The 19,592-nt window shown below is 64.2% G+C and carries 17 protein-coding genes and 1 pseudogene; 10 read left to right on the top strand and 8 right to left on the bottom strand.

The genetic code is table 11. The features are described from left to right. Window positions 1-19: 19 nt before the first annotated feature. From BJ960_RS00090 to BJ960_RS00080, 4 genes and pseudogenes are all read right to left on the bottom strand, one after another. Window positions 20-580 (bottom strand): arsenate reductase/protein-tyrosine-phosphatase family protein, encoded by a 561-nt coding sequence (locus BJ960_RS00090; RefSeq protein WP_185985758.1) that lies wholly within the window; start codon window positions 578-580, stop codon window positions 20-22. 55 nt (window positions 581-635) lie between these two features. Next, window positions 636-1,823 carry a tyrosine-protein kinase domain-containing protein gene (locus BJ960_RS16495; RefSeq protein ID WP_307814722.1) on the bottom strand — a complete coding sequence of 396 codons (1,188 nt, stop codon included), beginning with the start codon at window positions 1,821-1,823 and terminating at the stop codon, window positions 636-638. Window positions 1,824-1,838: 15 nt separating this feature from the next. Next, window positions 1,839-1,982, bottom strand: a pseudogene (locus tag BJ960_RS17315) (hypothetical protein); the annotation flags it as partial. After that, window positions 1,927-3,363, bottom strand: coding sequence for a hypothetical protein (locus tag BJ960_RS00080; protein ID WP_185985756.1), 1,437 nt, complete (start codon window positions 3,361-3,363; stop codon window positions 1,927-1,929). The pseudogene BJ960_RS17315 and the gene BJ960_RS00080, both read right to left, overlap by 56 nt. Window positions 3,364-3,429: 66 nt before the next feature. On the opposite strand from BJ960_RS00080, the gene BJ960_RS00075 reads away from it, so the two are divergent. The 5 genes from BJ960_RS00075 to BJ960_RS00055 all read left to right on the top strand — a co-directional run bounded on the left by BJ960_RS00075 (window position 3,430) and on the right by BJ960_RS00055 (window position 8,415). Further along, the gene (locus BJ960_RS00075; protein WP_185985755.1) at window positions 3,430-4,965 is read left to right on the top strand and encodes a lipopolysaccharide biosynthesis protein; all 1,536 of its coding nucleotides are present in this window, start codon (window positions 3,430-3,432) and stop codon (window positions 4,963-4,965) included. After that, a complete protein-coding gene (locus BJ960_RS00070) occupies window positions 4,962-6,041 on the top strand; it encodes a polysaccharide pyruvyl transferase family protein (RefSeq protein ID WP_185985754.1) in 1,080 nt (359 codons plus the stop codon). The genes BJ960_RS00075 and BJ960_RS00070 overlap by 4 nt, the downstream gene beginning before the upstream one ends. Beyond that, on the top strand, window positions 6,038-6,964 hold the full coding sequence (locus tag BJ960_RS17310; RefSeq protein ID WP_185985753.1) for a glycosyltransferase family 2 protein: 927 nt from the start codon (window positions 6,038-6,040) through the stop codon (window positions 6,962-6,964). Before BJ960_RS00070 ends, BJ960_RS17310 begins: the two co-directional genes overlap by 4 nt. Further along, window positions 6,909-7,802 (top strand): glycosyltransferase family 2 protein, encoded by an 894-nt coding sequence (locus BJ960_RS17305; protein WP_237463779.1) that lies wholly within the window; start codon window positions 6,909-6,911, stop codon window positions 7,800-7,802. Before BJ960_RS17310 ends, BJ960_RS17305 begins: the two co-directional genes overlap by 56 nt. Before the next feature lie 280 nt (window positions 7,803-8,082). Beyond that, window positions 8,083-8,415, top strand: a complete 333-nt coding sequence (locus BJ960_RS00055) for a hypothetical protein (RefSeq protein ID WP_185985751.1) — start codon at window positions 8,083-8,085, stop codon at window positions 8,413-8,415. A 34-nt stretch (window positions 8,416-8,449) separates the two neighbouring features. Here BJ960_RS00055 and BJ960_RS00050 read toward each other — a convergent pair whose 3' ends face one another. After that, the gene (locus BJ960_RS00050; protein ID WP_185985750.1) at window positions 8,450-9,127 is read right to left on the bottom strand and encodes a GntR family transcriptional regulator; all 678 of its coding nucleotides are present in this window, start codon (window positions 9,125-9,127) and stop codon (window positions 8,450-8,452) included. Between the two features lie 178 nt (window positions 9,128-9,305). On the opposite strand from BJ960_RS00050, the gene BJ960_RS00045 reads away from it, so the two are divergent. The 3 genes from BJ960_RS00045 to BJ960_RS00035 are packed head-to-tail and all read left to right on the top strand — an operon-like array spanning window position 9,306 to window position 11,982. Then, a complete protein-coding gene (locus tag BJ960_RS00045) occupies window positions 9,306-10,421 on the top strand; it encodes a glycosyltransferase (RefSeq protein WP_185985749.1) in 1,116 nt (371 codons plus the stop codon). A 22-nt stretch (window positions 10,422-10,443) separates the two neighbouring features. After that, window positions 10,444-10,872 carry a hypothetical protein gene (locus BJ960_RS00040; RefSeq protein WP_185985748.1) on the top strand — a complete coding sequence of 143 codons (429 nt, stop codon included), beginning with the start codon at window positions 10,444-10,446 and terminating at the stop codon, window positions 10,870-10,872. A gap of 36 nt (window positions 10,873-10,908) precedes the next feature. Beyond that, on the top strand, window positions 10,909-11,982 hold the full coding sequence (locus BJ960_RS00035; RefSeq protein ID WP_185985747.1) for a sugar transferase: 1,074 nt from the start codon (window positions 10,909-10,911) through the stop codon (window positions 11,980-11,982). 2 nt (window positions 11,983-11,984) lie between these two features. Here BJ960_RS00035 and BJ960_RS17080 read toward each other — a convergent pair whose 3' ends face one another. Beyond that, a complete protein-coding gene (locus BJ960_RS17080; RefSeq protein WP_185985746.1) occupies window positions 11,985-14,504 on the bottom strand; it encodes a response regulator transcription factor in 2,520 nt (839 codons plus the stop codon). A gap of 379 nt (window positions 14,505-14,883) precedes the next feature. Here BJ960_RS17080 and BJ960_RS00025 point away from each other — a divergent pair, with 379 nt between their 5' ends. Then, entirely contained in the window at window positions 14,884-15,228 is a 345-nt protein-coding gene (locus BJ960_RS00025) for a hypothetical protein (RefSeq protein WP_185985745.1), read from the top strand. A 6-nt stretch (window positions 15,229-15,234) separates the two neighbouring features. Here the strand turns inward: BJ960_RS00025 and BJ960_RS00020 are convergent, their stop codons facing one another. Then, window positions 15,235-17,403: an SDR family NAD(P)-dependent oxidoreductase gene (locus BJ960_RS00020; protein WP_185985744.1), complete on the bottom strand. Its 2,169-nt coding sequence runs from the start codon at window positions 17,401-17,403 to the stop codon at window positions 15,235-15,237. Further along, window positions 17,400-18,230, bottom strand: a complete 831-nt coding sequence (locus tag BJ960_RS00015; RefSeq protein WP_185985743.1) for an SDR family NAD(P)-dependent oxidoreductase — start codon at window positions 18,228-18,230, stop codon at window positions 17,400-17,402. The genes BJ960_RS00020 and BJ960_RS00015 overlap by 4 nt, the downstream gene beginning before the upstream one ends. A gap of 154 nt (window positions 18,231-18,384) precedes the next feature. Between BJ960_RS00015 and BJ960_RS00010 the strand changes: the two genes are divergently transcribed. Beyond that, entirely contained in the window at window positions 18,385-19,311 is a 927-nt protein-coding gene (locus BJ960_RS00010) for an NADP-dependent oxidoreductase (protein WP_185985742.1), read from the top strand. Window positions 19,312-19,592: the final 281 nt, after the last annotated feature.

Genomic DNA, 19,592 nt, shown 5'->3' with positions numbered 1-19,592 from the left:
CACCGTCGCTCTGCAGGGTTTAAGGAAGCAATCGTCTCTCTCTCAGTTGCGCGACTATGCCCACCACGTCCCGCTGCATCCGCTCGAATGCCTCCCTATCCTGCCCAAACGGGTCGGCCAAGTCGAGCTCGAGAGAATTAGCGATCTCTCGATGGTTACCGCGTTCCGCGATTGCTCCGGCCGCGGCCTCAGGCCAAGCCGGCGCTGCGTCCGTTGTCGGCGATGGCGCAAACCGCGCGAGCTCCTTGAGCGTCAGCACCTTCCGAAGTGCGGCTGGCACAAGGTCAAGCACCTGGCCTCGGTGTTCGCGGGTCATCGTCAAAATGACGTCTGCGCTAGCGATCATGGCCGGGCTCAGCTGTCTCGCGGCAAAGCCCGGGTCCGGCGCTATGCCCATCTCGCGAAGCATGGCAGCACTCCCATGGGCCATCGGCTCGCCGGGTCGAGCACGGGTTCCGGCACTCTCAACTATCATGTCGGGGTTCGCTCCCATGCTGAACCTTCCGCGCAAGACTGCTTCAACGAACGGGGACCTGCAAACATTCGCCGTGCAGACGATAAGTATTTGATCACTGCTCATCGCGTTTCTCCTTCAAGCCGCTCGGGTCCACTTCCGGGCAGTTCCTCTAGCGCCGCTAGACTCGCGCTGCCCGACGTCGCCCCCGCCCCAGATGCTTCGGCGGTTCCGCAATCTCATAGCCGTACTCGTAGTAGCCCTTCCGGCGCTCGACCTCTGCTCGATTGAGCACAAGACCAAACAGTTTCGCTCGCACGAGAGACAACTGCTCGAGCGCATACGTCAATTGTTCGCGGCGCAACCTGCCATCCGCGCTCGTGACCAGCAGCACCCCGCTCACGAGCGTCGAGAGGCCGGCCGGGTCACTCACGCCGACTAGTGGGGGACTGTCAACAATCACGACATCGAACGATTCCTGTGCTGCATGCAGCAACCGTTCCATCGCTGCTGAGGCCAGGAGTTCGCTCGGGTTCGGCGGCACGGTTCCCGAAGTCAGCACGACAAGCGATGAGTTGGGGCCCGCAGGTTGCACGGCGTCGGCGAGCCCGATTCTCCCCGTCAGCACCGTGGTGAGGCCAACAGTGCGCTCGAGCCCCAACAAGCTGTCTATCTTTGGTCGCCGAAGGTCCGCGTCGATGAGGAGCACGCGCACTCCTCCTTCTGCGAGCGTGATCGCGAGATTCGCCGCGGTCGTGCTCTTTCCCTCAGCCGGAATCGACGACGAGACCAGGATCGATCGAACACCCCCGTCAACGTTCATGAATTGGAGATGTGTTCGGAGCTGCCTATAGGCCTCGGTACGGCCGCTGTAGCTCGCAAGATCCTTGAGGATTAAGTCTTGCCCGCTGGCGGCCTCCGAGGAGAACTCGCCAAGCACGCTTGCCTGGGTCACTGCAGCGATATCGTCACGCCCTCGGAGCCGGGTGTCGAAACGATCTCGGAGGAGCGCCGTCGAGAACCCCAGAAGTGCACCCCCGACCACTCCCAGCATTATGTTCCTACTGAGATTCGGGGAGTAGGGGTGGTGCGGCACCGTTGCTTCCTGAACGTGCGTAAGCGAGACAGGCGCTAGCGACGCGCCTTCCTGCTCACCGTTCTCAACCGAAGCAACCAGACCGACGAGCTCATCGGCGACCGCGTTCGCAATCCGAGCAGATTCTCCCCCGTCCGGGCTTGTTGCGCGCACATCAATAAGGACCGTCTTTGCAGGATTCTCTGCGCTCACTTGTCCACGGAGCTGGACGACCGGTATGTCGAGGGCTTCGCTTACCGCGCCCAACACCCGGTCTCCTGTCGCGAGTGTCACGTACGAAGCGACTCGCCCCTGCGCAAAGGTATTGCCTTGGTTGAGGTCACCAACTGAGTCGTTGCCCTGGGTCGCAACGAACAACTCCGCGGTCGCCGCAAAGTCAGGCTTGGACAGCAGCGTGACGCCCTGCGCGGAGGCGGCGCCTGCGAGCGTGATCAGCAGGATCGAAACCCACCGTCGGCGTACTGTTCGAATGACGTCCTTGAGGTCCATGTGATTCCCCTGTCCCTGGGTGAAGAAACTGTGTGTGACGAGCGGTGCGTAGCGGCTCGTGCGCCTGCCACGCACTGTTGGCGCACGCGGCGATGAGAACCCACATCGCAGGCGTAGTGAGGTCCGGGAGGCTGATGGTTTTCGCGCACAGCATGGCGATGAGACCCCAGGCCGCGGGCAACCCGAGCGACGACCGCATCGCGGTAGCGCAGATCTTAAACAGAAAGACAGCGAAGGCAGCGGCGCCGATCACTCCGGTGCAAGACAGCATCATCGCGGCAAACGACGATGGGCGGTTGGCGCCAAGCCCCACCCCAAGCCCCCAGGTCTGCGACACGATATGAAGAGAGATCCGATCACTCGCGGTCCGCACGGAAAACGAGCTGCTGTCGAGCTTGTTCAAGAAGATGCTCGCGCCCCACGAGGTGAGCGCGTCGCCCCAGGCGATCCATGCGAGCGCAGCTAGACCAGCCAAAATGATCATTGCCACTGTGCCATTCCCTCGTGTGACAAATTGCCACGCTGCCAACGCGCTCAGAAGCGCCGCAACCACGAAGAGGCTCGCGAGGGCCGTCCCCGCCTGAGAGTTGAGTGCGTTGACGACCGCGAGCACTGCAAGGGACGCGAGCACGACTCGGCGCCTCCCGCGCGAGCAGAACGCCCCGACTGCAAAAAGCGCAAAAGAGGCAACCGAGAATCCGGCGAGTTCGGATGGCTCATTAAACACCCCGCCGCGGTAATGCGCGATGCCGTAGATCACGTTGACAGACGTGTCGAAGAGCTCGCTCGGCCACGGCAGTCCCACCATTCTGCACAGATAGTTCACTCCCGCAATCACCGTGCCCAGACCAAACGGGACAAACGCGAGCGACGCAGGGATCCGAGTCCTGCCGAGGTACAGCACCGCACCTACGCTCAGCAGCGCATAGGCAAGTTGCGCAATCGTCGACACGGTGTAGGTAAGCGGATCAAGCGCGTCGACTGCGGCATCGATTCCGGCGCGAGCGCTCAATACCCGCACACCACCAAACATCAGCGGAGCAAGCAAGGTGACCACGGAGGCCCACACGGCAAACACGCCCAAGGCGAACCTCCCCGCACGTCCCTCCTGCTGAGGTGTGCGTCGCGAGGAAGCAGTGTCGGCGATGAGAAAGGTCGTGGCAAGCGCAGCGGCGAGGTGAAACGGCGAAAGTGAATTCCCGCCGAGTTGCATCGCTGCTGAAAACGGAAATGCCGCCGAAGACGCGAACACCCACGGGAAGAGCGAGCGCCTAAAGACGCTCACCGCAAGCAGCGCCGCGAAGATCGCACCCAAAACTGTCACACACACCTCCTACCTGATACTCTGTCCCTACAGTATACTGAAATATGAGTTTGGTGAAAGGTGGCAATGAGAACTCTCGAGTCGTCGGCCGAGCTCGGCCGAGCCGCGTTGAGGGGCGGCCTGGTGACCGCGGGCTCCACTGCGCTGCGATTTCTTATGCAATTCGGCACAGTAGTAGTCGTTGCCCGCATCCTCGGGCCTGCCGAATATGGCTTCGCCGCGGTCATGCTCGTCTTCGTGACTCTCGCGGAGGTGCTGCGCGGTTCCGGGCTCGCGACGGCTGTGCTGCAACGCACCGACTTGAATCCCCAGATTGCAAGCCGTGTGCACTACATCAGTGCATGCATCAGCGCCGTTATTGCGACGCTCTTTCTCGTGCTCGTAGCCCCGCTGGGGCAGGCGCTGTCAGAACCCCGTCTGCCAAGGTACGCACCCCTCATCGCGGCCGTTCTGCTGCTTGCGGGCATGACCGCCGTGCCTCAGGCGCTCCTCGCCAGATCGCTGCGCTTTACGCTCATCGCTGGAGTGGAGCTCCTCGCCTCGGCCACCGGCTGCGCAACGGCAATCGCGCTCGCAACAGCTGGATTCGGGGCGGGCAGCCTCGCCTGGCAGGCAGCGACGGTTGCACTCTTCACCTTCATCGGCATGCAATGCCTGGGCGGATGGTGGCCAGGAAGGCCGTCATCCCGAGCATCTTCCAGTCCCTATGTAAGGTTCGGCCTCAATATGGCAGCGACCCAGACCACGCGCTACCTTTCCCAGAACCTCGACCGGGTGTTACTGTCCGCGACAAGTGGCGCGCTCGCCACCGGGCTGTATTCGCAGGCTATGCAGCTCGTCCAGCTGCCACTCGGCCAGCTCAGCGCCCCCCTGCAGCGTGTGGTGCTCCCAATCCTCAGCCGGCTCGTTCATGATCCCAAAGATTACGCGGCCTTCTTTCGGCGTGCCCTTCACGTCTTTGTGCTCGCGCTCTGGCCCACGATGGCGATCCTCGTCGTGGTCGCACCGGATCTTGTTTCGCTGGTCTTTGGGTCGGCCTGGCGGGGATCCGGCGACACCATGCGCCTCTTGTCGGGTATCGGATTCGCCGCCCCACTCGTTTTCGGAACCTCGTGGGTTCTTGTGTCCAACGGCCGGGTTAGCGCCCAGACGAAGTTGGTTCTCGCGGTAGCACTGGCGACGATTGTCGCAATCATCATGGGAGCGAAGCACGGCGCAACTGGCGTCGCCCTCGCCGTAAGCATCTCTGCAGTCGTTGGCGTTGCACCAGCTCTCCTCCTGGCGGTGCGGAACTCGTCCCTTTGCTACAGCGATGTCTTCACACCGCTCATATGGCCGTCCGTAATCGCCGCTACGGCCGGCGCAACAACCGCAGTCACGCAATTCTTCGGGCTCCCGCCAACGACCCTCCTGGCGCTCAGCATTTCAGTTGGCCTCGGGACGACCGCGCTCATGTGCGCGCTAATCCGCCCGGTGAGGTCCGAGCTACTGTCTTGGCGTCCAGCGCTTCGCGGACGCTCGCCGCGCGAAGCCACGACGCCTGCGGCCGACCCCACGCGCACTACCCCAACCCCGTCACCCCAACAGGAGGTCTCCCCATGAGCATTCGATCCCGCGAGCTTGTCTATCTCGGCTGGCAAGGCGAGGGAAACTTCGGAGACGAACTCATTTATGACTACTGGCGGGCGGCGCTCGGCCGAAAGCTAGACGTGAAGGCTCCCCTCATTCTGCGGAAGTACCTCATGCGCCGCGCGCCGCGCTTTCTCGCCGACCGCGCGAAGCTTCTAGGCCGCGACCGCGCGATCCTGCTCGGCGGCGGCACCACCATCGGGTTTGCTGCGTGGGCCAACCACACGAGACTTGCCCAACGTATGTTTGGGGCGCACCACGTCTTCTCTGCGGGCGCGGGAATCGCAGCTGCGGATGACAGTTTCACACTCCGCACCCAGCCACAAGACTGGAACGCGTGGCGCGCGAACAGTGGGCTACGCACACTTGGAATCCGCGGTCCATTGTCTCAGCGCGAGTTCGCCCGTGAGATCGGCTGGGCCCCCGTTGTGGGCGATCCGGCCTTGGCTTACCCGGACGTCGTGAGGCTGAGCCCGATCACGCGGCCCGTAATCGGGCTCAGCCTCGGCTCCGAAGGCTCAAGCCGCTTCTCTGTCGCTGCCGTTGCGGCGGCAGTCCGCTCCGCAGCCGACATCCTCGGGTACGGCATCGTGCTCTTCCAGATGACCGACGCCGATGCCCCCGTGAACGCAGAGCTTGCCGTTCATCTTGGGCCCGTCGAGGTGGTCGAGTTCGATGGCGATGTGGTCCAGATGATGAACCGAATCGCGGGCTGCGCCGCCTTCGTCTCGGAGCGGCTGCATGGCACGATAGCGGCGGTCGCGGCCGGCGTGCCGGCGACACCTCTGCCGTATGCAAGCAAGTGTGACGACTTTTGGCTCAGTGTTGCTGATGAGCGGCCCCGGCTCACCGCCACCAGCAGCAGCGAGGAGATGACCGCGGAGATTCTGCGAAGCATGGAACCCGCGGTTCGAAGTGGCATTGCGGCCCGCACAGCTGCCTACCGCGCGGCGCACGCGACGCTAGCGCAAGAGCTGCGTGAGTGGCTCGCAGGAGGCACCTCGGAACCAGGCGCGAGCTCAGCAGCCACCCAGGGGGAACGCGAATGAGGATCGCAGTGGTCGTACCAGTTGGCCCAGTGTGCCACCATCTGCCTGCGCAGCTTGAAGCGCTCGCGGCCCAAGCAGTGCCGGCTGGCGCTGAGATGGAGTTGATTCTGTGCTGCAACGGTTCCGCCGTCAGCGCTGTTGCGGAGTGGGCCGGCCAGGTTGCGTGGTCACACGCCTGGCGAGTGCGGGTCCACGACGCCTCGGCAGTCCGTGGCCCAAGCTACGCCAGAAACGCCGGGTGGCGGCTCGCAAGCGCCGAACGCATACTGTTTTGCGACTCCGACGACGTGGTATCGCCGAGGTGGGCCGCCTCTCTCACTGAGGCACTCGATGACGCCGACGTCGTCGGTGGCGAGTACGACTACATGAGGCTCAACCACGGCCCCATCGCCACTTGGGGCCAAAACATGCAGGGACTGCCAATAAAGTTCGGTCACTTGCCGTTCGCCCCAAGCGGCAACCTCGGCGCACGGCGAGCAGCCTTGGACCTCCTTGAAGGATTCGACGAGAGCCTCGAGCGATGCGAAGACGTCGACTTTTCGTGGCGGGCCGCCTACGCAGGCCTGACAGTTGGATTCGCTGCCGGCGCGCTGCTCCACGTACGACGACGTATCACGCTGCGCGACCTGTATGTGCAAGCTCGAGACGACGCGAGCTTCGATTACGTGTCCACGCACGCCACCGCAGCCATGGAGCTCGGTGGACCCCGTGGGTTATCGTGCGCGAGCTCTCAGCGGTTGTTGCTGCTCTTCCGCTTGCGCCCTTCGGCCCGATGCAGCGCGCGAAGCTCGCGGCCCGGTCCGGGCGCGCGCTGGGGCACCTGCGTTCACTTGCGTGGCGCCGCCACGTTCCCCTGGTACCGGAAGCATGAGTACTGTCGCAATAGTCGTGCCAATCGGTCCCGACTTTCGGTTTCTCTCTGAACAACTCGATGCGCTCGCTACCCAGGAGGGCCTTGCGGGCAGACCGATCGAGCTGTTGCTGAGCTGCAACGGGTCCGACCTGGAGACCGTTCGATGCCTCGCCGGCGACGTCTCCTGGCCGAGCGCTTGGACGATTAGGGCCATTGATTCGTCGGCTCGGCGTGGGCGAAGCCCTGCTCGAAACATCGGGTGGGCCGCATGCGACGCAGACCTCGTGCTGTTCTGTGACGCTGACGACGTGGCTGCGCCAGGCTGGGCAGCCGGGATTGTGGCCGCACTCGAATCGGGTGCCGATGTCGTGGGGACAACACTGGAATACGCGCGACTCAACGCCACCGGGCTTAACGAGTGGGGACAAATTAATGTCCACCGCCTTCCAACCAAGTTTCATCATCTTCCGTTCGCCTCAAGTTGCAGCCTTGGCGTCCGGCGTGACGTGCTCGAACAGACCGGTGGATTCGATGAACACCTCGAACGCAGCGAAGATGTGGACTTCTCCTGGCGCGCCGCTTATCTTGGCTATCGGGCCAAATTCGTACCAGAGTCCGTGCTCCACTTTCGACGTCGCGAGACGCCCCGAGAGCTCTTTCTACAGGGCTGCGAAGATGCGCGGAGCGATGCGGCATTGCTTGCGCGGCACCGGCTGAATGGGGCCTCATGGGGCGTCAGCGACCTGCTTCGCGAAGTGGCAGGCGTGTGCCTTGCCCTACCGCAGGCTCTGGCAAGACGAAGCCTGACGGGCGCTCTCGCCACCCGGGCGGGACGCCTATGGGGCCATATCACTGACCTTTCAAGGCTGGCGCTGGCGTCCCGAGCTACTCAGCGGCGACACCACTGACGTTCCCGCCGCCCGCCACTGACGTACAGGAGGCGCCGCCCCGCATTGGGGCTTGTCTTCGCGCAACTCTCACCCTGCGGCGCCCAATCCTGACTCCAGCGTCGTGTCGCGTGGAAGCATAGGTATGTGCTCTCGAGCATCGCCCGTCAGGGTCCAAGACCGCCGAGTCGGAACCGCTCGAAAGCCGACAAATCAGCGGTGATGGGCACACTAACGGAGTGTCGTTGGTGGCCTTGTCATCGCACGTTGGACCCGAACTCCAAGCTGGACGGAGAGATCAATGCTGGTGAAGAACCCGAAAACCGAGCGCATCACGGGGCATGCTGAGGGCGCACCCTGTGCAGATGTCGACGCATCACTTCTCTCTCGGCAGGTCGCCATTGCCGCAGACGGAGTCCACAACATCTGCACTGCGCTCGACTCGCTTTCACGCGCTGAAACGGATGCAATTCGAAGAACCCACGTTCGGCAGTTACGCGTTGCCTGCATCGATCTCCGAAATCAAGCGCTCGAAGCCGCAGCGTCCCGCGATTGGGCTTCGACGCAACACCTGCTCGGCGAGATGCGGCTCCTATGCCGCGAGATCGAGGATGTCCGCGCGCTTGCCGCCTAGAGACATCAGAATCGTCGACACTGGAAAGAGCTCCTCAGATTGAACTCTGAGCGTTCAGCCACGCTCCTTCGGCGAGGCCAATGATGCCCTCGCGGATCGCCGCGAACCCCTTGGAGAATTCATCGCCTAACGTCACCGGATCGCATCGCCTGAGCGCCTCGAGCGCACGTTCGGCGGCACTCAACACCTCTCGCGCGCGGAGAACTTCGGGACGCTGCGCAGCTATCCGAAGCAGCCGTGGCTGGGCCACCTCGATGAGTTGGACCAGCGTTGGGGATGTCACATAGCGCCCGCAGAACCGTCCGATCATAATCATTGCTTCGAACGGGTTCTCGGTGAGTTCCCGCTCAATCCTGAAGAGCATTACTTCCGCGTCGATGCCCCGGACGGAGCGCAACGCGGGCGCCGCGTTTGCGATCGCGAGCGCACAAAGTGCTTCGAATGTATCCAAGATCGTGGGGAGTTCCGGCGAGAACAGCTCAGTCACCCGCGTATACCGGTTCGGCGCGGTTTCTACGAGGCCCGCTGCGCTTAACTGGGCGATTGCTTCCCGCACAGGGGTGCGGGATACAGACATCATCCCCGCCAGCTCGTCGTCCCGCAGGCGCATGCCAGGGGCCAACGTCCCATCGATGAGCTTCTCAAGCAGCCTGTCGTAGACGTGCTGCCTCAGCAGCGGACGTTGCGCGACCGAGTCTCGGTGAGCGGCCATAACCACCTACCTATCTAATTGAAATTTCGGATTTCACACCCAATTAACACGAGCGTTAGCCAATGTTGGCAAAGTAGAATTTCAGCATACTGCATTGCATCTTGTGAGCAGCGCGGCTACTCTTGGGGTTGTTGGTATTTAACATTCTGAAATACTAGATGACTACATTCGAGGTGACATGATGACCGGACTGATCGTCCACGAGTGGATTGAACGCGTCGGAGGAGCTGAGCGCGTCCTAGACGCGTTCGCGGATCTGGCCCCTGAAGCCGACATTTACTGCCTCTGGGATGATGCCCCGGGGCGCTATCCGAGGCGAGTCATCGAGAGCCCCCTGTCCCGCACCCCAGTCCGGGGAAAGAAGGCGCTGGCAATGCCGTTCATGCCGCACGTGTGGCGTGAACTACGAGTTGGGGAATACGACTGGTCTCTAATTAGCTCCCACCTCTTTGCCCACCACGCGCAGGTCGCTGGCGTGACAGCAGAACGTAAGTTCGTTTACGTGCATACTCCGGCACGGTATTTGTGGGAACCGGAGCTCGATGGCCGGGCCTCGTCGTGGTATCTCCGAGCGGTCGCCCCCACGTTCCGGACGATCGATCGGCACGCTGCCCGCCGTAATCGCAATGTCGCTGCCAACAGCAAGTTCGTGCGCAACCGAATTCGGCGTGTCTGGGACACTGACGCGACGGTCATTTATCCTCCGGTCGATATCTCACGACTGTCCCGGCGTGGCGATTGGCGCGATGCACTGAGCGCTACTGAGGCGGCGACATTCCAAGCCCTGCCAGGCACATACATTCTCGGAGCCTCCCGCTTCGTACCGTATAAGGCGCTCGACCGCGTCATCGACGCCGGTGCCGCTGCGGGCGTACCGGTCGTGCTCGCAGGTTCCGGCCCCGACGAGACGAGGCTGCGAGCGTACGCGGCAGAAAGCTCTACGCCCGTCATCTTTGTCTCGCGCCCATCCGACGAGATGGTTGCGGCGCTCATGCAACACGCGCTCGTGTATGTGTTTCCCGCGGTCGAGGACTTCGGCATCATGCCTGTCGAGGCGATGGCCCTCGGCACTCCCGTGGTCGTCAACGCGGTCGGTGGCGCGTCTGAGTCGATGCTCGAAGACGTCACCGGCGTTTCGGTTCACGACTTTTCGCACGAGTCACTCGCTTCAGCAGTCACCGCGGCGAGCCGCCTCTCGGGCCTTGCCTGCCGCGAACGAGCCCGCGAATTCAGCACCAACCGATTCACCTCCGAGATTCGTGACTGGATGTCACTGTCTCTCCAACCCGCCTAACCCACACCAAAAGGAAGCTCCCATGAAGCACACCACAGCAGTCATCACGGCAACAACCGTCTTTGCGCTCAGCGCCGCACTCGCAGGATGCACCTCGTCCGCGACGGGCGGTAACGCCCAGGCTGAGACAAAAGAGGTGTCGAGCTATGTCCCCGAAAGGCAAACAGTCGAATGTGTCGACGGGCTCGCGCAGGCAGAGGCTAGCAACGCGATCCTGACTGTCGAGAAGGACTGCGCTCGCCTGGAGATCACGGGCGTGAACTCTCTCATCGTTGCCGAGGGAGAGGTGGAAACCCTGGTCGTCGATGGCTCGATCAACAGGGTCGAAGCACAGAGCGTGTCGACCATCGAGTTCGTCGAAACCTCGAGCGGGAACCAGGTCGTGACTTCTGCGGACGCGGATGTCGTCGACAACGGAAAGCAGAACGAAGTCCTCCCCGAAGACAAATAGCCGCGCCCAGCCGGAGAGCACGAAAGGAACACTGGAATGTCCACGATCGATGTTCGGCCGCAAGCCCCGGCCGCCGCACTCGTTCCCACGACTGCGCCGAACTTTCGCGCGCGCTCCGCACTAGCGGCGGTCGAGGCTCTCTTGTTGTTCGCATCGCCATTTCTGGTGTCGGCAATGCTGGCAGCGCACAACGGCACAGCGATCCTGGCTGCCATTCAACACCCACAGCTAGCAATCGACGCGCTGTTACTGACGGGCGTATGGGTGATGTCCCTGCTTGTTGCCGGAGCGTACGATCCGCGACCGCGACCGGCCCTTGGTAGTGAACTCCGAACGGTAACAGGCGCGAGTCTTGCGACTGTTGGAACGGTGGCTACGCTCGCATTGATTGGCGACGGCTACGACATACGAGGCGCCATATTCGCGTCGCTCGCACTCGGCTACGGCCTGCTGTGCGCCGAGCGCACCGCTATCTCGATCGTGCGCAGCAGGAAACAGTCCGCGCCCACGCTTATTCCGCCGGGAAAGCGCTGCTTTGACGTCTCCATCGCGGGTGCCGCGCTCATCACCCTCGCTCCCCTACTTGGCCTGATTGCGCTCGCAGTGAGGCTTCAAGACGGCGGTCCGGCCGTATTTAGGCAGGTCCGTGTTGGGCAGAATGGGAAGCCCTTCACGATGCTGAAATTCCGCTCAATGGTGACCAATGCCGAAGCGCAACAGGCGTCCCTCGCCGCCGCTAATGAGGCCGAGGGGCCACTGTTTAAGATCAAACGCGACCCAAGGGTCACCCGGGTCGGCCATTTTCTTCGTAAGACATCACTCGACGAGCTCCCACAACTCGTGAACGTGCTGAACGGGACGATGAGTCTTGTCGGCCCGCGGCCCGCCCTGCCGTCCGAGGTCGCAACCTACACGGATCTCGAGCGTAAGAGACTCACTGTACCTCCAGGAATAACGGGTCTCTGGCAAGTTACCGGCCGAAGCGACTTAGGCTGGCAGGAAGGTGTGCAACTCGACCTAGAGTACGTTTCACACCGCTCGATCAGCTTTGATCTACGGATTCTCGGACGCACCCTTGGTGCTGTGCTCCGAAGCTCAGGAGCCTACTGACGTCAAGCCTGTAGCTTCTGGATCGCGTCCCTCACCTCGTGCCTCCCAGCGACACCAAGTTTCCGCGTGAGGCGCCGAATATGGCTTTCCACCGTGCGGACGCTTAGAACGAGACGCGTCGCAATCTCCGCGTTCGAATGCCCGGCCACCACAAGCTGCGCCACCTCTGCCTCGCGGTCAGTCAGGCGAGCGCGGTCCGGCTGGAACCGCCGCACCTCAAACACCACGTCAGCATGCTCTGCCCGGATCCGATCTCGAACGGCGCGCAGCACGTCAGCGTCTTCGGCCCGAGCCGCCGCTATTGCGTGCTCAAGCACGCTGAGCGCGAGGCCGGTCCGACCCGCCTCGACAGCGTCCTGCGCGACCGAAACTGGATCGACATCGCTCTCTTCGTCGAAGTAGCGAAGCGCCGAGTAGTAGGTCTCAACGAACCGACTGTCGAGGGCTTCGACGTCCGCAGACATCTCGGCGAGTTTGGTGGAATCCGCCAACACCTCGATAGAGCCGAGTTTCAACAGCGTTCCAGCAAAACTGAAGCCCCGTTGACTCAGATCTCCTCCGCGCTCCCATAGCAACGCTGCCGCCGTGTCTCGGTGATTCGCGCTTATCAATAGTTGCGCCTCGGCTTCGATCACGGACTGGTGCAAGGCTGGGGCGTCGACACGGCCCCCATGCCGGACCGAATCCAGATGGCGTTGCGCCTGGGACGTCCGCCCGCGTCGTGCCGCAATCAAAGCGGCACACCCCAGTATCGCCACATTCGAAGCCGTCGCTGCAACCGTGCGCGGCGGGTAGGTGAGCGGCAGCACCGTCGCTAGAACGTTTTCCGCCTCTGCATATCGCCCGTCCGTCTCAAGCGCATAGATCAGCACCGCCGCATGGCTGCGAAGTGAGTCGACGTCGAGCGTCGTGATGGCTTGTGAGAACCCGCGTCGAGCCCATCTGATAGCCTCGGCACTCTCGCCAAGCCCAATATGAGCGACACCCCGGAGCGAGTCGATTGCGAAGTCCTCGAGTTCACGCATCGTCCCCTCAGCTCGGCTGATCGTTTGCGAGGCACCACGGAAGTCGCCCGAAGAAGTTTGAATGCTCGCGAGGGTGCGGAGCATACGCACTTGGACTTCAGCGGGAATATCTGCGCTCACCTCGAGTCGTTCTGCATACCCGACCGGCACACGACTGAGGCCGTGCTCGATCGAGACAGCGGCAGCGTCAGCCATCCGGGCTTCTCTGCTATCAGAAAACCGTGTGCGATCCAACAAATCTAGCGCGGCAGCGAGGTCGCCATGCGCGTAGGCAAGCCATTCTGCACGCCGCAATGACAGCTGGGTCACGGTGGATTTGTCCTGTCCGGACGGCAGCTCAGTCGCGAATACCGCGTCAATCTCGGCGTCTGGCAGTTCGGCGCTGATCATCGTGCGGATGGCGGCAAGGGCCGTCTGCGCGCTCGGCGCGAGGCTCCAATCGGACCTTGCGACCTGCATACGCGTGTTTGCCTGCTCCTGAAACAGCCTGGCAATGACCGCATTCTCCGGCGTCGGAGCTTCGTCGACGTTCGAGGCAACGTTCATTAACGTGTCACCCCCGTTACCCAGAGCTTTCGCGACGAGACCGCTCAAGTGGCTCCTGCGCGCAAGGGTTGGCAAGTGCCTGAAGTAATCCTCGAGGATCGGCGGGTGGGCACCGATGCGCAACCGTCCTTTCACGGGATGCACGCGGACAAGACCCCGCGCTTCGAGCACCTCCACCACAGACCACGAAACGAGCTCGAGCATCGTGTCAAGGTCGGAAACTCCGGCGATTGCAAGAATCTCGATGGCGTCGCGTTCTGCAGTATCCAGGCGCGCTAGCAATGCCTCGATGCTTCCAGCCAGCTCTTCAGACCACAGACCTGATTGCGCGACCCACTCGTTGCCTTCCTTTCGGAGCTGTCCGTTGAGCACTGCAGCGTCGAGGACGTCGTGCGCGAGGCCCGCTGAGGCTCCAGATCGAGCAAATATCAACCCTAGTGAGACATCGTCGAGCGGAGCTCCAAGCCTCTGTTCTACCGATGCACGGAGCTCCCGGTAGGTCAACGGCGGTAACTCGACGGTCAGACCAGGCAGCCGATGCTTCAAGTCCTCCGCTCCGCCCGTTCGCGCGCGCGACGCAACTATTCGGGTGTTCGGTTGTGAGGCGGTGTGAGCAACGAGTGCCGCCCAGGATGCGTCGTCGAGTTGATCGACGTTGTCGATAAGAATTGCAGTCCGAGCAGAGTCGATATGTCGCGCCAGATAATCAACCGCTTCAAAGAGCTGCGAGTTCGCTGACCCGCCACTCACCTCGCCCACAAGGCCCGAGAGCGAGAGCGCCGCAAACGGCACTGCCCTGTATGCCTCTCGCCCGTGAATTTGGTGCGTCGTCCAGTGCTCATCTTCGAGGGCCTTCGCGACTATGCCCAGAAAGGTCGTTCTCCCACTCCCCGGTGCACCAATAAGTTCGACGTCCCGCCCCTGCGCCAGCGCCGCGACGATACGTTTCACTGCGAGATTCCGTGCGCTCAAGTGTGATGCTCCAGTCTGGGCTTTTGTCTGGTAGCGCCACCGCAGGTGGCAGCTTGTCAGTTACTTTAGCAATGGATACTCACCGTGGCACCCTTCTGAAACCGGTGTATTCCAGGATATTTTCCGCGCCCCTCCCGACGCGCACGCCCGCGTCGATCTCCACCTAACGAGCCGCCTCGCACTACACACTCGGAGAGCTTCAATCACGCATTTGCGTCCCGTAGGCCCGGGATTCTCGTTTAGGGCCTCCTCTTGCTGCAAGCATTGCAATCGGCGGCAGTCCGGTCACAACCGAGACGTCCGCGAAGCACCACTGAAGCATCCCGCAGCACGAGGCAGCGGGAGGAGAGGAGCGGGAATGCTCCAGAACTTAGACCACCGCATCACGGCGACCGGCCCAAGCCAGGCCGGTGCAACACCGCATCGCCCGGTAACGACCGACCCGGAACTCGCGGCTGACCTCACAGCAATCCTGGCTGGGGTCGCGGAGATCGCCGTGCTGCTGCAGGTTGCGACCGAGCGCGAGACTGACCCGATCCGTATGGCACGAGCGGTCCTTGCCAAGGCGACATGCGATGACCTTCGTCACCGTCTCGAGGACGCAGCCCGAGTTCTGAGCGCGGACGTTCTCCTCACCCTCTTCGCCGAGATGAACGACCTCTGCGCCGAGGTCGCAGCCATCGGCCTGCTCCCCCGGGACTGACCTGGCTCACGCCTCTCGCACGGTGAGCCCCCTGTCGAACAGGTGCTCCGGGTCGGCGCGTACTGCCGCCGCTCGGAGGCGCTCACCGGTGCTCCCCGGCCACGCGAGTCGAGCCGCCGCTGCCCGCGTGTCCGAAGAGTACGCACCATACATTCCCGTCGCGATGCCCTGAAGCCCTGAGAATGCCGTGTCAATCACGCCGAGCGGAGCCGGGTTGGCCCAGATCCCGAGCAACGCCTCCTGCTCGCGCGCGGCCCACGCCGTTGCTTCCCGAGGCACGTCGCTCACCGCGCCGCCGAGCGCCCGCAACTCGCCGATCGCGGTGACGGGATGCATGAGCGCCGACTCAAGCGCCTCGCCCGCGGCCCGGTTCACCGTGTCGACGAGCGCGTTGCGCATCTGGATCCGTTGCTGGCCGGTGTGCTGGCTGTGCGGTGTGGGGATGATCTGCGGGTAGGAGAGCGCCTGCACGGACTCGTGTACGACGGCGCCGAGCTCCCGCGCTGCCAGCAGCGTGGGTGTCGCCGCGCCGATGTCGTCGCCAGCCCACACGGTGCGGCCCGCGACGACGAACTCGCCGGCACGCCCCCGCTGCAACATGAGGAAGCTCACCGCCTCGCGCGGGGCTTCGCGCATCCATTGCCCCCACGCCTCGACAAAGTCCGACAGGTCAGCGACGACGTACTGGATCTCCTGGTGAATGATGTTCGCGCGGCCCCCGTTGGAGTGGAGCCGCGGGACCTCGAACTCGAACTCGAGCGCGATGCCGACCTGCGTGCCGCCGCCGCGCACGGCCCAGAAGAGCTCGGGCTCGTGCTCCGCGTCGACCCACCTCACGTTTCCGTCAGCGGTGAGGAGCTTCACGCGACGCACATAGTCAAGGGTCATGCCCTGGGAGCGAGCGAAGTACCCGTGTCCGCCGGCCGTCGCCAGTCCACCGACGCCGGTGTCGCCGAAGTTTCCCGTGGTCAGCGCGAGGTCGTGCGGGGTGAGCACCTGTGCGACGTCGCCCCAGCGGGCGCCGCCCTGCACGCGCAGCAGGCCGCTGCCTGGATCCCGAAGGTCGACCGCGTTGAGGCGCCCGAGGTCGATGATGATCCCCGCGTCGTTCGTTGACGTCCCGGCGATGCCGTGCCCGCCGGATCGAACGCTGAGTGGCACGTCGTCACCCACCTCACGGCGGACCTGCGCCGCATAGGCGAGTGCGGCGGCGGCGTCTTCGTCGTTCTGCGGTCGGATCACCGCTCGGGGTGCGCCCTGCCGCATGTAGCTCGACCGGACGCTCGGATACAGCGCGTCCGAGGCGCTCAGCGTCAGCGCCTCGAGCTCCGCGGGGAGTGGCGGCCAGGCGGCCTCGGCCCGGGCCGGCGGGACGGCCGGGCGAACCGGTTCGGAGCTCGCGTCCGCGATGAGATGCGGCGGGTAGCCAACACGTTCGAGCTCGCGCGCGACGTCGGCGTGCGTGCGCAGCACGGCCTCGGACGACGCGTTCGCCGCGGCGGCGTAGCCCACCGTCACCCTGCCGACCTCATCCGCAGTGATCATGTCTGCGTCCACATACGGCCGGTGTCGCGTCGCGACCGGTCCGAGCAGCAGGCCGTGGACGCCGACTCTGCCCTCGGCCTCGGCCGCGACGACCGTCCGCATCATCCGCAGCGCGGCCTGCTCCATCGAGATAATCGCGGAGCCCGGGACCGGAGTGAACGCCGACCCGCCAAGCACGAGCGAGTACGTGCCACCCGTGGGCAGCCCGGGGACGAACGCGCGCAGCAGGGCGACGTGAGTGGTGACCAGTTCAAGAAAGAACCGCTGCCACTCGGATTCGGTGACGGCCCAGATCCCATCGCCGCTCCACCAGCCACCGACCGACGCGACGACGTCGGTGACCTCGCCGTACTCCTCGCGGACCGCTGCCGCGAGGCGCTCTGCCGCGCCAAACGTGCCGTACTCAATCTCCATGATGTGCAGGCTTTTCCGGCCCCCATCCTGACCGAGCATGCGTCGGAGCTCCGCGCCCCGGGCCGCGTTTCTCGTCGGCACGATCACTTCCGCGCCGGCCTGCAGCCAGGCCCGAACGGCGCCCTCGCCGACACCGCCGGTACCCCCTGGGATGACGATTCGGCGACCCGCAAGTGTCGGCACGTTGCGGGGCACGGTGGTGTCCGTCGCGGTCATGCGCGTGCCTCCCTCTCGGTGGAGTCACCCGGCCGGCCGGCCGGCTCGCCGGCCTCGCCGGAGTCACTGGAGCCGGTGAGCCGCTGAAGCAGTTCGCGTAGGTCGGCTTTGGATCGCAGTTCCAGGTCGACCGCCGAGACCGCTGGCTGGGCGGCAACCGCGGCGGTCGCGAGCCCGACCTCCTCGCTCGAGACCCACGTCGGATCCACTCGATGCCTGAGCCTCGTGGCGACGGGCCCGAGCACCAACGAGGTGACGCGCCGCTGCTCGCCAACCTCGGCGGCAAGTACCTGCCGCATCATGAGCAGAGCGGCCTGTTCCATGTTGATGATCGACGAGCCAGGCACCGGCGTCGTGGCACTGCCGCCGAGAATGAGTTGGTAGCTTCCGTCCTGCGGGAGCCGCGGAATCCACGCGCGCACCTGGGCGACGTGCGCGGTGGTGAGCCCCACGAAGTAGCGGTCCCATTCAGCTTCGCTCACGTCCCACAGCGGCTTGCCCTGCCACCAGCCCCCGATTGATGCGATGACGTCAGTGATTGCACCGAACTCGTGCGTGATCTGCTCGGCCAGCGTCTCGGCACCGTCGAACGTCGTATAGTCACCGACGACGAAGTGCAGCCCGCCCAGGTTGGCCTCGTCACCGAGCACGTCGGTGAACTCGGCAACCCGCTCTGCGGTGCGGGAGGGCACGATGACCTCGGCGCCGGCTCGCAGCCAGGCGCGCACGATGCCCTCCCCGACGGCGCCGGTGCCCCCGGGGATAACGACGCGTCGGCCAGTGAGGTCGATCCCGTCTGCCTGCGGTTCCTGGACGGTGCTTGTCATGAGCGATTCCTCTTTCCTCTCGCGGACTCAATTACCTGTAACTACAGATAGACGACTCCCATTCCCGCATCGGGAATGTCTGCCAATTACCTGTAGTTACAGAGAAAACACCCCGTGCGCATCAGTCGCGCGGCTCGAACGCCAAGGAACCCCCATGTCACTTCACGCACGTACCGCAATCGTCCGGCACTTCGGCCCGCCCGAGGTCATCCAGCTGGAACACCTCCCCAGTCGAGGCCTTGCGCAGGGTGAGGTGCGCGTCGCCGTCCGTTCGTCGGGAATGAACCCGGTCGACGCACGTATTCGCTCGGGCAGTTTCGGCGGGACCGTCCCGCTGGCGCTCGGCACCGAGTTCGCTGGCGTGATCGCCGAGACCCGCGATGCCGGCCTGCAGGTCGGAGATGCGGTGATTGGGTGGGGCGTCCAGGGCGCAAACAGCGACCTCGTCGTCACCGATGCCAGCCGACTGATCCCCAAGCCGACGGCGATTTCCTGGGATACGGCCGCCGGGATCGGCGGGGTCGGGAGCACGGCGATGACCGCGCTGGGCGCGCTCGAGCTGGCGGCCGGCAACACGATCGTCGTACACGGCGCCGCCGGCGGCGTCGGCACGATCCTCACCCAGCTCGCGCACGCGCGCGGCCTGCGCGTCATCGGCACGGCCTCCGCGGCGAACCACGACCACGTCACACGCCTCGGGGGCCTCCCGGTGAGCTACGGTCCCGGCCTCGCGGATCGGATCACCGGCGTCGCCGGCGCCGCGAGTGTCACAGCCTCGATCGACCTCGCAGGAACGCCCGAGGCCGGCGAGTATGCCGCGGCGCTGCTCGCCGGAGGCCAACAGGCCATCACCCTGGTCCCCGAAACTGCGGCCTCGCACGGGATCCCGCTCGTACGGACGCGGCGCGACCGTACCGTGCTGGCTGAGCTGCTCGCCGCACTCACCACTGGCGACCTTGTCGCCCCCACGACCTCAATCCCGTTCACGGAGATCGTCGAGGGCCATCGTCGCCTCGACGCGGGGCGGGCGCGGGGCAAGCTCGTGCTCGACCTCTCCGACAACCCACACCTCGTCCAGTGACGGGTCAGAGCGCTACTGGACAGACGCTGAGATAATTGGGCGCGTAGCCCCGGCGCCGACCGGCGCCGCTCTCGCCAGCGATTCGACCCCCACCACCACAGGAGACCCACATGCTCGCCTCGCACGACACGCAAGAGCTCTGGCGCCTCCTGCTCATCGGGCAGCGGCGCCTGTGGGAGTACTTCTCCGCACGCATCAAGGACGAACACGGGCTCTCCGGCGCCCAGTTCGAGGCGCTCATCGTCCTGCAAAACGTCGCGCCGCGCGGGCTCACGATGTCG

Source organism: Leucobacter aridicollis, assembly GCF_013409595.1.
In the GTDB taxonomy this organism is placed as follows: Bacteria; Actinomycetota; Actinomycetes; order Actinomycetales; family Microbacteriaceae; genus Leucobacter; species Leucobacter aridicollis.
Note: the sequence above shows the minus strand (reverse complement) of the source record. Positions and strands in the feature narration are given on the sequence as shown.